Origin of the sequence: Cryobacterium sp. TMT1-62 (genome assembly GCF_004403145.1) — a bacterium.
Classification (GTDB): Bacteria; Actinomycetota; Actinomycetes; order Actinomycetales; family Microbacteriaceae; genus Cryobacterium; species Cryobacterium sandaracinum.
In genome coordinates this window covers 17,156-28,986 of the sequence record NZ_SOGZ01000045.1, presented here as the reverse complement: position 1 = coordinate 28,986, position 11,831 = coordinate 17,156, and the positions used below count along the sequence as shown (strand labels likewise).

11 protein-coding genes are annotated in these 11,831 nt (G+C 66.3%); 8 read left to right on the top strand and 3 right to left on the bottom strand.

The genetic code is table 11. The features are described from left to right. The first annotated feature begins 215 nt into the window (after positions 1–215). The 3 genes from rho (at position 216) to pdxH (ending at position 4,625) form a co-directional block, all read left to right on the top strand. Positions 216–2,798: a transcription termination factor Rho gene (gene rho, locus E3T34_RS13085; protein WP_370327620.1), complete on the top strand. Its 2,583-nt coding sequence runs from the start codon at positions 216–218 to the stop codon at positions 2,796–2,798. Beyond that, a complete protein-coding gene (prfA, locus tag E3T34_RS13080) occupies positions 2,798–3,877 on the top strand; it encodes a peptide chain release factor 1 (RefSeq protein WP_134343233.1) in 1,080 nt (359 codons plus the stop codon). The genes rho and prfA overlap by 1 nt, the downstream gene beginning before the upstream one ends. A gap of 106 nt (positions 3,878–3,983) precedes the next feature. Further along, a complete protein-coding gene (pdxH, locus tag E3T34_RS13075) occupies positions 3,984–4,625 on the top strand; it encodes a pyridoxamine 5'-phosphate oxidase (protein WP_174720176.1) in 642 nt (213 codons plus the stop codon). A 51-nt stretch (positions 4,626–4,676) separates the two neighbouring features. Here pdxH and E3T34_RS13070 read toward each other — a convergent pair whose 3' ends face one another. From E3T34_RS13070 to cysK, 3 genes are read right to left on the bottom strand one after another with little or no spacing between them, the layout of a single operon-like run. Continuing rightward, positions 4,677–5,687, bottom strand: a complete 1,011-nt coding sequence (locus E3T34_RS13070) for an isopenicillin N synthase family oxygenase (RefSeq protein WP_134343232.1) — start codon at positions 5,685–5,687, stop codon at positions 4,677–4,679. A gap of 13 nt (positions 5,688–5,700) precedes the next feature. Further along, positions 5,701–6,279, bottom strand: coding sequence for a serine O-acetyltransferase EpsC (gene epsC / locus E3T34_RS13065; protein WP_134343231.1), 579 nt, complete (start codon positions 6,277–6,279; stop codon positions 5,701–5,703). 29 nt (positions 6,280–6,308) lie between these two features. Then, a complete protein-coding gene (gene cysK, locus E3T34_RS13060) occupies positions 6,309–7,247 on the bottom strand; it encodes a cysteine synthase A (protein WP_104099697.1) in 939 nt (312 codons plus the stop codon). Positions 7,248–7,375: 128 nt separating this feature from the next. On the opposite strand from cysK, the gene prmC reads away from it, so the two are divergent. The 5 genes from prmC to atpB all read left to right on the top strand — a co-directional run bounded on the left by prmC (position 7,376) and on the right by atpB (position 11,783). Next, positions 7,376–8,269 (top strand): peptide chain release factor N(5)-glutamine methyltransferase, encoded by an 894-nt coding sequence (prmC, locus tag E3T34_RS13055; protein ID WP_134343292.1) that lies wholly within the window; start codon positions 7,376–7,378, stop codon positions 8,267–8,269. Positions 8,270–8,309: 40 nt separating this feature from the next. After that, positions 8,310–9,113: an L-threonylcarbamoyladenylate synthase gene (locus E3T34_RS13050; RefSeq protein ID WP_104099698.1), complete on the top strand. Its 804-nt coding sequence runs from the start codon at positions 8,310–8,312 to the stop codon at positions 9,111–9,113. 2 nt (positions 9,114–9,115) lie between these two features. Next, positions 9,116–10,339: an MraY family glycosyltransferase gene (locus E3T34_RS13045; RefSeq protein WP_134343230.1), complete on the top strand. Its 1,224-nt coding sequence runs from the start codon at positions 9,116–9,118 to the stop codon at positions 10,337–10,339. Beyond that, positions 10,336–10,821 (top strand): hypothetical protein, encoded by a 486-nt coding sequence (locus tag E3T34_RS13040; RefSeq protein WP_134343229.1) that lies wholly within the window; start codon positions 10,336–10,338, stop codon positions 10,819–10,821. The genes E3T34_RS13045 and E3T34_RS13040 overlap by 4 nt, the downstream gene beginning before the upstream one ends. A gap of 179 nt (positions 10,822–11,000) precedes the next feature. Beyond that, the gene (gene atpB / locus E3T34_RS13035; protein ID WP_104099701.1) at positions 11,001–11,783 is read left to right on the top strand and encodes a F0F1 ATP synthase subunit A; all 783 of its coding nucleotides are present in this window, start codon (positions 11,001–11,003) and stop codon (positions 11,781–11,783) included. The last annotated feature ends 48 nt before the right edge of the window (positions 11,784–11,831 follow it).

Below are 11,831 nucleotides of genomic sequence, written 5' to 3'. Positions count from 1 at the left end.
TGCTACAGTAAAAGTGCACCCGATGGAACCGCGTAACGCCCGGCTCTCTTCTCCGGTGCATTCCCTGTAACTCACTGCTATCGCATCATCTATGCGTAGCTGTGTGTGTTCACTTCAATCCACATCACTTTGGGATTGGACCACCCGCAGCGCGTGAGACGCCGCAACAGCTTCCCTGGCCCGCTCGCATGACGCCAGGGGAAAGGACAATTTTCGTGACTGACGTCAACCTCCTCACCCCCGGTGCGGATTCCTCGCACCTCACCACCCTTCGCGTCGCCGAGCTTCTGGCTCTGGCGCTCGAGTTGGGTATCCCGGGTGCATCAAAGCTCCGCAAGGGAGAGCTCGTGGGAGCAATCACCGCCGAGCAGGCCAAGAGCGCATCCTCGGGTGTCTCCGCCGAGACCACGGCCGCCGAGGCCACGGCCGCCGACACCACGGCCGCCGTTCCCGTCGAAGAGGCGATTCCCGCGGCCGACGCCGCGACCGACGCGGCCTCGACCACCGACGTTGCTGCCAACGTCACCGGTGCCGCGCCGCGCAAGCGCGTGTCCCGCCGCGCCTCCACCGCGACCGCGGCTCCCGCCGTGGCGCACGTCAACGCTGACGGCGACCTGGGCATCGGCATGATCGTTCCGGATGACGCCGCGACCCTCCGCCGTACCACTGCCCCCACCACCTATGCCGGCGCCTTGCCGGAGTCACCCGTGACCGAGACCGTAGTCCCGGCCACGAAGCCGGCCCGCCAGGCTCGCAAACGTGCCACGTCGGTCACCGTGAAGGCAGCGGCCGAAGCCGCCGCCGCCCCCATCGTGGACACCGAGGCCCCCACCATTGAGACTGAAACAACCACCGAGGCTGCTGCCCCGGTAGAGGCGGTCGCCGAGACCGCAGTCGTGGCCGAGGAGACCCCCGAGATCACCGAGGCGGCACCCGAGACCACCGGTTCCGGCCGGTCGCGTCGCGGTAGCTCACGCGGTGGCCGCAGCGGCGGCGCCCGCAACAGCATCGATGCCCGCAACAGCATCGACGCGCGCAACAACGCCGACGAATTCGCCACGGAGACCGGAACCCAGTCCGGCACCGATACCGGCACCGAGACCGGAACCGAGCAGCACGCCCCGGTCGAGACCGTCGTCACCGATCAGGCCGAATCGACCGAGCGCGGCGACCACGCCGATCAGAGCGAACTGTCCGAGCAGACGGAACAGCCCCGACAGGGCCGCAACCGCAACCGCAGCCGCGGGGGCGACCGCACGCAGGGCGCCGAGCGTAGCGCCGAGCGCGGTGAGGAGACCGCCCGTCAGCAACGCCAGACCGGCAACCGCGGCCAGGGCCAGAGCCAGGACAATCAGAATCAGGACCGCAACCAGGGTCAGGACCGCAACCAGGGTCAGGACCGCCAAGCCCAGCAGAGCCAGGATCGCGCCCAGGACCGCCAGGACCGCCAGGAGCGTCAGGGTCAGGACCGCCAGGACCGCAACCAGGGCCAAGAGCGTCAGGGTCAGGAGCGCAACGCCGGTCCCGACCGCGCCGGACTCGAAGACGACCTGAACGGCCGTAGCAACCGCAACCGTTTCCGTGACCGCAAGCGTCGCGGCGTCACCACCGGCGACGACTTCGAGCCGGAGCTGAACGACGACGACGTGCTGATCCCCGTCGCCGGCATCCTCGACATCCTCGACAACTACGCGTTCGTGCGCACCTCCGGCTACCTGCCGGGTGCGAGCGACGTCTACGTCTCGCTCGGCCAGGTCAAGAAGTACAACCTGCGCAAGGGCGACGCCGTCGTCGGCTCCATCCGCCAGCCGCACGAAGGCGATCAGAGCGGACGCCAGAAGTACAACGCGATCGTCAAGGTCGACTCCATAAATGGCCTGACCGTCGAAGAGGCCGCGAACCGCGTCGAGTTCCAGAAGCTCACCCCGCTGTACCCGACGGAGCGGCTGCGCCTCGAAACCGAGCCGGGCAAGCTGACGCAGCGGATCATCGACCTGGTCGCCCCGATCGGTAAAGGACAGCGCGGCCTGATTGTCGCACCGCCTAAGGCCGGCAAGACCATCGTCATGCAGCAGATTGCTAACGCCATCGCCACGAACAACCCCGAGGTCCACCTCATGGTCGTCCTGGTCGATGAGCGTCCCGAAGAGGTCACCGACATGCAGCGCACGGTGAAGGGTGAGGTCATTGCCTCCACCTTCGACCGTCCCGCCGAAGACCACACCACGGTCGCCGAGCTCGCCATCGAGCGCGCCAAGCGTCTCGTCGAACTGGGCCACGACGTCGTCGTGCTGCTCGACTCGATCACCCGCCTGGGCCGCGCCTACAATCTGACGGCCCCGCCGTCGGGCCGGATCCTCTCCGGCGGCGTCGACGCGTCCGCGCTGTACCCGCCGAAGCGTTTCTTCGGCGCGGCGCGCAACATTGAGAACGGTGGCTCGCTCACCATCCTCGCCTCCGCCCTGGTGGAGACCGGATCCAAGATGGACGAGGTTATCTTCGAGGAGTTCAAGGGCACGGGCAACATGGAGCTCCGCCTGTCGCGCCACCTGGCCGACAAACGCATCTTCCCCGCGGTGGATGTCAACGCATCCGGCACCCGGCGTGAAGAAATGCTGATGAGCGCGGACGAAGTCAAGATCACTTGGAAACTGCGACGCGCCCTCGCCGGGCTAGAACAGCAGCAGGCACTGGAGGTCATCCTCGGTCGTCTCAAGGAGACCACGTCCAACGTCGAGTTCCTGATGCAGGTTCAGAAGTCGATGCCGACCCTCGGTGGGTCAGACAAGGACCACTGATGTTCGAGTCTGTCCTGACTCTGCTGGCTGAGCACGATGAGCTCCAGTCTCAGCTGGCGGATCCCGAGCTGCACGCGAACCCGGCCCGATCGAAGAAGGTCAACCGTCGCTATGCCGAGCTCAGCCGCATCATCGCGGCCTGGCACGAGTGGAAAGAGATCGGCGAGAATCTCGATGCCGCGCGGGAACTCGCGGACGAGGACGCCGACTTCGCCGCGGAGATCCCCGGTCTGGTGGAGCAGCTGGAAAACGCGGCCGAAAAGCTGCGGCGCCTGCTGATTCCGCGCGACCCGCTCGACGCCCGCGACGTGATCATGGAGATCAAGATGGGGGAGGGCGGTGCGGAATCCGCACTATTCGCCGCCGACCTGCTCCGCATGTACCTGCACTATGCGGAGTCGAAGCGCTGGAAAACCGAGATCATCGAGCAGACCACGAGCGACCTCGGCGGCATCAAAGACATTCAGCTCGCCATCAAGGGCAACGTGAGCGACCCTGCCGAGGGCGTCTGGGCGCACCTCAAGTACGAGGGGGGCGTGCACCGCGTTCAGCGAGTGCCGGCCACCGAGTCGCAGGGACGCATCCACACCTCCGCCGCCGGCGTGCTCGTCTTCCCTGAGGTCGACGAGCCCGAAGAGGTCGAGATCAGTGCGAACGACCTCAAGATCGACGTGTACCGGTCGAGCGGCCCCGGCGGCCAGTCCGTGAACACGACCGACTCCGCCGTGCGCATCACACACCTTCCGACCGGCATCGTCGTGGCCATGCAGAACGAGAAGAGCCAGCTGCAGAACAAGGAAGCCGGCATGCGCGTTCTGCGTGCCCGCGTTCTTGCCCGGCAGCAGGAAGAAATCGACGCCGCCGCCTCCCTCGTGCGCAAGGGCCAGATCCGCACCATGGACCGGTCCGAGCGCATCCGCACGTACAACTTCCCGGAGAACCGGATTGCGGACCACCGCACCGGCTACAAGGCCTACAACCTGGATACGGTCATGAACGGCGCCCTCGACGCCGTGATCGACTCCTGCATCACGGCCGACGAAGCCACTCGGCTGGCCGAGATCGGTGATCACGACTGATCAACCCCGCACGCAGCGGTTGCCCAGCCGTCGGTCTCTCGTAGTCTGGAGAGAACGGAGGCTGGGCTTTTCGCATCCACCGTTCGACAACGAGGCGAGGATGCTGATGGAATCCCTGACGAGTCACACCGACTACGGCGCTGTGAGCCTGACCGAGGCGCAGGTGAACTCTGACCCGATGCTCGAGTTCGCGACCTGGCTGGCGGCCGCTGAGGGAGCCGGGCTGTATGAGCCGAACGCCATGGTCGTCGGCACCATCGACCCCGACGGGCGGCCGAGCAGCCGCACGGTTCTGCTCAAGGGGCTCGACGGCAGCGGGTTCGAGTTCGTCACCAACTACGACTCGCGCAAGGGGCGCGCGCTCCGGAAAAATTCCGGTGTGACGCTGCTATTCCCCTGGTATCCGATGCAGCGCCAGGTGATCGTCTACGGCACTGCCCACGCCACGGATGCCGCCGTCAGCGACGCCTATTTCGCGCGTCGTCCGCGGCCCGCCCGCATCGCCGCCCTGGCCAGTGAGCAATCGGAACCGATCGTGAGCCGCGAACTGCTCGAAGAGCAGGTGCGCGCGGTCGAGCGGCGTTACCCCGACGACATGGAGATCCCGCGGCCCACCGACTGGGGCGGGTTCCGGGTCATTCCGCACGCGATCGAGTTCTGGCAGGGCCGCACGTCCCGGCTGCACGACCGCCTGCGTTTCACGGCGCTGGAGGGCGGCGGCTGGGCGCTGGAGCGCCTCCAGCCGTAGCGCCCGCCAGGGCAGCGACGATCGCTGCGCCGGCAACGGCGGCTGCGGTGGCTACTCGGCGAGGTCGGAGTAGTGGATGGCCGCCACGTCCGGGTGCGCGCGCAGTCGGCTCTTCAGGGCGTTCTCCCCGTAGGTAGAGAAGATCGGGTTGTTCGGGTCGGCTGTGACCCCGGGCGCCTCGAGGGAGTCCGGCAGGCTGAGCAGCGGGATGGTCGCGTCGAGCGCGGGGCCGAAGAAGAACGGAATCGAGACCCGGTCGTCTCCGATCAGAGGCGAGATCACTCGGTGCACGGTGGCCTTGAGGTAGCCGTTCGTGGCCACCTCCAGCAGCTCGCCGATGTTGACCACGAAGGCGCCGTCGAGCGGGGGAGCGTCGATCCAGTCGCCATCCTTCTCCACCTGCAGGCCACCCTTGCCGGGTTCGACGAACAGGAGGGTCAGCACCCCGGAGTCCTTGTGCGCGCCGACGCCCTGCCGGGGAGTGGGATCGGATTTGCCGGGGTAGCGCACGATCTTGATCAGGGTGAACGGCTTCTCGGCGAAGGCCGCGTCGAACACGTGCTCGTCGGCACCGAGCGACAGCGCCCAGGCCTGCATCAGGCGGAGGGCGACCGCGGTGAGCTCTTCGCGCCAGAGGGTCATCACTTCTCGTAGCGCGGGGAGAGTGGACGGCCACTGGTTCGGTCCCTCGAGACGCCGGTAGGCGGCATCCGTGGGCCGCGGAAGTGCCGGGCGCTCCGGCCCGATGTCAATCTGCTCGCGCCAGTCAACCGTACCCTGGGTGAGCTCGCCGCCCACGCGGGTGTAGCCGCGGAAGTGCGGGCTCCTCAGATTCTCGATCGCCATCTTGTCGGCTTCGGGGAGGGCGAAGAAGGCTCGGGCGGTGCGCATGACCCGATCCGTGAGGTCCGCGGGCACGCCGTGACCGGTCAGGTAGAAGAACCCGAAGGAGTGGGTGGCCTCCCGCAGATCGGCTCGAAAAGCCTCCGCCTCCGCATCGCCCCGGTCAAGCCGCGAGAGGTCGAGTACGGGGAGGGTGAGGGCGGCGGTATCGGTGGTCATTGGTCTCTGTCCCTCAGTCGTCGCCGGGCAGCAGCCCGCGGGCGGATTCGATGGTATCGGTCTTGGCCGGCTGCACGATGGCCGGGATCCCCAGCAGCAGCGACTTGGGTGGGGCATCCCGGGTCACCACCGCGTTGGCGCCGATGGTACTCCAGGCGCCGATGACGATGGGCCCGAGCACCTTGGCGCCGGCGCCGATCGTCACCCCATCGTGCAGGGTGGGGTGCCGCTTCTCCCCCCGGGCCACCCCGTGCCGGGTCTTCCCGCCGAGGGTGACCCCGTGGTAGAGCATCACGTCATCGCCGATGTCCGAGGTCTCCCCGATCACCACGCCCATGCCGTGGTCGATGAACAGCCTTCGGCCGATGCGGGCGCCGGGGTGGATCTCGATCCCGGTCAGGAACCGGGTGAACTGCGACAGGAGCCGGGCCGGGAACCGCAATCCGGCCTCCCACAGCCGGTGGGACACTCGATACGACCACACGGCGTGCAGACCGCTGTACGCCAGGAACACCTCGATGTTGCTGCGGGCGGCCGGGTCGTGGGCGCGCGCCATCGCCAGGTCCTCACGGATGCTCGAAAAGACACCCATTCGCTGCGTCGCCGGCCCGGTTTCGCCGACTAGTCCAGCAGGTCCTCGTAGAGCACCGTGGAGAGGTACCGTTCGCCGAAACTCGGCATGATGGCCACGATGGTCTTGCCGGCGTTCTCGGGGCGCTTGGCCTGTTCGATTGCCACCCAGACAGCCGATCCGCCGGAAATGCCGGAGAGGATGCCCTCATCCGTTGCCAGCGCGCGCGCCGTGGACACGGAGTCGGCGAGCGTGACGTCGGTGACCTCGTCGTAGACGTGCGTGTCGAGAACGTTCGGTATGAAGTTGGCGCCGAGACCCTGGATCTTGTGCGGTCCGGGCTTGCCGCCGGTGAGGATGGGGGAGTCGATCGGCTCGACGCCGACGATGCGTACGGATGGCTTGCGTTCCTTGAGCAGCTGGCCGGTGCCCGTGATGGTCCCTCCGGTGCCGATTCCGGCGACGAGGATGTCGACGGCTCCCGCGGTATCGTCCCAGATCTCGACGCCGGTGGTCGCATAGTGGATGGCCGGGTTGGCCGGGTTGTCGAACTGGCGGGCCAAAATCGCCCCGGGGGTGGCGGCCGCGATTTCCTCGGCCGTCGTGACCGCGCCGCGCATGCCGTCGGAGCCCGGCGTCAGCACGATCCGGGCGCCGTAGGCGCGCAGCAGCTGGCGGCGTTCGCGGCTCATGGTCTCCGGCATCGCCAGGATGACCGTGTATCCGCGGGCGGCGCCCACCATGGCGAGAGCGATCCCGGTGTTGCCGCTGGTACCCTCGACAATGGTTCCACCCGGAGCCAGCTCGCCCGAGGCCTCGGCCGCATCGACGATCGCGATCCCGATCCGGTCCTTCACACTGCCCGAGGGGTTGTAGAACTCCAGTTTCACCAGCACGGTCGCGTCGAGGCCGGCGGTGAGTCGGTTTAGCTTGACCAGAGGGGTCTTGCCGACTGCAGCAGTGATATCGGAGTAAATCTGTGCGGGCATCGGTGGTCGCCTTTCGATCGGGGTCAGGAACCTCGCCCAGCCTACGGCTCCGGCATTGGGCGTGTGCGTGCGTTACATTTCAATACGTGACAACTTCGCACGGCCACCATTCCATTCCCATCAGCTCAATTCCTACCGACATTGTTCCCACCGACATTGCCGAATTGCGCACCCGGGCCATCGACTCCCTTTCCCAGGCGGGGATCAGCGACCCCGACGTCGACGCCGATCTCCTGATCGGTCACGTTCTCGCCCAGAGCCGCGGCCAGGTGCAGGCCGCCGCCATCCTGCGCACCGCCCTGGGCTCCACGGATGCCGCTGCCATCCGTGAACTCGTTCGTCGCCGCTGCCTGCGCGAGCCGCTGCAGCACATCACCGGGCGGGCACCCTTCCGCTCCCTCGACCTGTTCGTCGGACCGGGCGTGTTCGTTCCCCGCCCCGAGACGGAGCAGGTGGCGCAGTTCGCCATCGACGCGCTCCGGGCACTGCCCGACGCGGAGCCGATCGGGGTGGACCTCGGCACCGGTAGCGGCGCGATAGCCCTTTCCCTGGCGGTCGAGGTGCCGAACGCGCGCATCTGGGCGGTCGAGAACTCGCCGGAGGCCTTCCCCTATACCTCCCGCAACTTCGAGCAGGTAGCCGCGCCGAATGCCACGCTGGTGTTCGGCGACCTCACCGAAGAGCTCACCGAACTCGACGGAACCGTGGCCGTGGTCATCTCCAACCCGCCCTACATTCCGACGGATGCGATCCCGCGCGACCCCGAGGTAAGCCTCTTCGACCCGGCCCGCGCCCTGTTCGGCGGCCCCGACGGGCTCGACGTGGTGCGGCACGTCTCCCGCACGGCCCTGCGCCTCCTGCGTCCTGGCGGCCAGATCGTGATCGAGCACGGTGAGTTGCAGGGGGCGCAGATCCGTGCCCTCCTGGCCGCCGACGGCTGGCGCGTCCCGGCCACTCACCGCGACTACACCACCCGCGACCGCGCCACCACGGCCCTCGCCCCCGTTCCCGCCGATCGGTGAGGGCGGTTCCCTCTGGGCGGCTGCAGTAGAATCAGGCACAATGACTCGCATCTATGACTGCTCGGTTGACACGGAATACGCGGCCGGCATGAGGCTCGCGCGCTCGGCCATCGGTCGCGGCGCGCTCGTTGTCATTCCCACCGACACGGTCTACGGCGTCGCCGCAGACGCCTTCGACCCGGAGGCGGTGCAGCGCCTTCTCGACGCCAAGGGCCGCGACCGTTCCTCGCCGCCGCCCGTGCTGATCCCCGGAATTCCCACCCTCGACGCCCTGGCCCAGAACATTCCGCAACCGGTGCGCGAGCTCGTCGCCGTGTTCTGGCCCGGTGGTCTGACGGTGGTGCTGAACGCCCAGCCGTCGCTCGCCTGGGACCTCGGTGACACCCGCGGCACGGTGGCCCTGCGGATGCCGAGCAACCCGGTTGCCCTCGACCTCCTCTCCGAGACGGGACCCTTGGCCGTGTCATCCGCCAACACCAGCGGCCGGCCCTCCGCGATCGACGCGGAAGGCGCCGAAGAGATGCTCGGCGGCAGCGTGGCCGTCTACCTCGACGGCGGAACGGCCGGACTCGGCTACGAACCCATCGGCGACCGGCCCGGGGATACCTCGTCGACCATCGTGGATGCCTCCGGCTTCGACTCCAACGGTGGCAAGGTCGTCATCGTGCGGAACGGCGTGATCTCACGGGAGGCCATCGAAGGCGTCATCGGAGAGGCGCTCGCGCCGATCGGGTTCGGCGCGCCTGCGGACAAGCCCGCTGCCGAAACCACCACCGAGTCGGCCACCGAGCCCGTCACCGAAGTGAGGGCCGAACCGGTCGATCCCACGGCAGACGCTCGATAGCCATGACCGTCTTCGTCCTGCTCAGCCTGGTCTCGGCCCTGGTGACCTTCGGGTTCTCAGTTCTTGTACTCAAGCTCAGTCACCGCTACCGCCTCTACCCGAAGATCCGCGAGCGCGATGTGCACACGCGGCCCACGCCCCGCCTCGGCGGAATCGCGATCTTCGTCGGCATCGTCGCCGCCTTCGGTGTGGCCTACCTGGTTGCGGCCCGCTTCGCGCCGCTGCGACTCATCTTCAGTGACCCCCAGCAGATCCTCGCCATCCTGGGTGCAGCCCTGCTGATCGTGCTGCTGGGAGTGGCCGACGATCTCTGGGACCTCGACTGGATGACCAAACTGGCCGGGCAGTTCATCGCTGCCGGCCTCATCGCCTGGCAGGGCGTGCAGGTGTTGTCGCTGCCGATCGGCGGCCTGACCGTCGGGTCGTCCTGGATGTCGATCCTGATCACCGTGATCGTGATCGTGATCGTGATGAACATGATCAACTTCATCGACGGGCTCGACGGACTCGTGGCCGGCGTCGCGCTCATCGCGAACGGAGTGTTCTTCCTCTACAGCTACCTGCTGGCCCGGGACACCTCCCCGAGCAACTACTTCAACCTCGCCTCACTGATCGCTGCCGTCCTGGTGGGTGCCTGCGTCGGCTTCCTGCCGCTCAACTGGCGGCCGGCGAAACTGTTCATGGGTGATGCGGGCGCCCTCCTGGTGGGTCTGCTGATGGCCACGTCCGCGATCGCGATCACGGGCCAGGTCGACCCGACCGCCGTGAACCGGTCGCAGCTCTTCCCGGCGTTCATCCCGATCATCCTGCCCGTCGCCATCCTGATCATTCCGCTTCTCGACTTCGGTCTGGCGGTGTTCCGGCGCGTCCGGGCCGGCAAATCACCCTTCAGCGCCGACCGCAAGCACCTGCACCACCGGCTACTGGACATGGGCCATTCGCACCTGCATGCCGTTTTGATCTTCTACGGCTGGACCGCGGCGGCATCCGTCGGTTGCCTGCTCTACTTTCTGCTCCCGGTGTATTTCGGGCTGCCCACCTGGTATGCCACAATTTTCCTGATCGTCGCGCTGCTGATCTGCACCCTCGTCACGCTGGCTCCGTTGAGTCGGCGCAAGGCCGTCGAGTCCGCCAGCCAACTCGCCCGAACGGCCGAACACAGAGAAGAAATCGCCCGACTCGACCGCCTCGATGAGGCGTCGGCGACGGTGGAGGAAAACGTATGAACGCACCCGATCCCACCAGCTTGCCCACCACGCTCCGAGCGGTGCCATCGAACGCCAGGGGAGTCCTGACCGCAGTCCTTCGATACACAGGCTTCCTCGCGATTGCCATCGCGATCGTCGGCGGCGGACTCGGCTACCTTTTTGCGTCAACCGAAGGCCTCATCAGCGCCTTCATCGGCACCGCGCTTGCCGTGCTGTTCGCTTCGATCACTGCCGTGAGCATCATCGGGGCCATGCGGTTCGACATTGCCGCTTTTTTCGGCATCGTGATGGGGGCATGGCTGCTGAAAATCGTCGTGTTCATCGTGATACTCGCTCTGCTTCGGGATGCTTCCTTCGTGCAGACGACAGTTCTGTTCATCACCGTCATTGCCGGAGCCATCGGCACCATGATCGTCGACGTCCTGGTGGTCTTCCGCTCCCATCTGGGCTACGTGAGTGACGCCGTGCTCCCAAAAAAATCCGACCACCCCAGGTCCTGACCGGAACAGGGACGGTCGATTAGTCGCCGTGAGCGAAAGTTGATAGAGTCAAAAAACTGTCACCGGCCGCAGTGTGATCCACTGCGCCACAGACCACACTTGACCATTGTCGCCGTTGTGCATCCGCACAGAAACAGGAGATAGCGCTGTTGTATTACGCTGCGAACTTACTGGTTCCCATGGCTACCGGCGATGAGTTTCAGGCTCCGGGCATCAGTGAGTTCCTTGGTCTCCCCGCGTTGTTCTTTGAGGGAACGCCCTTCGAGATCAACCGGATCATCCTGGTCCGCATCCTCGCCGTAGCCGTGATGCTCCTGCTCTTCTGGCTCGCCTTGCGCAAACCATCCCGAGTCCCTGGCCGCGGTCAGAGCATCGCCGAGCTTGTACTGGGTTTTGTCCAGGTGCAGATCGCCGATCAGATCCTCGGCAAGGAGATGGGTCGCCGTTACCTGCCCCTGTTGGCCGGCATGTTCTTCGGCATCCTTGCGATGAACGTCACGGGCGTAATCCCGGCCCTGAATATCTCGGGCACGGCACTCATCGGCATGCCCCTGCTGCTCGGTCTCGTCGCCTACGTCGTGTTCATCTACGCGGGTATCAAGCAGCTCGGCGCCGCCAAGTTCTTCAAGAATTCGCTCTTCCCGGCCGGTGTGCCGTGGCCGATCTACATCTTGCTCGCCCCGATCGAGTTCATCAATATCTTTATCGTGCGGCCGATCTCGCTCGCTTTGCGACTCCTGCTCAACATGATGGTCGGACACCTCCTGCTCGTGCTGTGCTTTGGGGCGACGAGCTTCTTCATCTTCACTGCAGGTGGCTGGTTGGGGCTCTTCGGAATCGGGACGCTGGCGTTCGGGTTCATCTTCACTTTCGTCGAGTTCGCCGTGTTCATCCTCCAGGCGTACATTTTCACCCTCTTGACCGCGGTGTACGTCCAACAGGCCGTGGCTGAAGAGCACTGACACACACAACTGCGTCGACCGACGTCGTTTTCGATTGAAAGGACACAC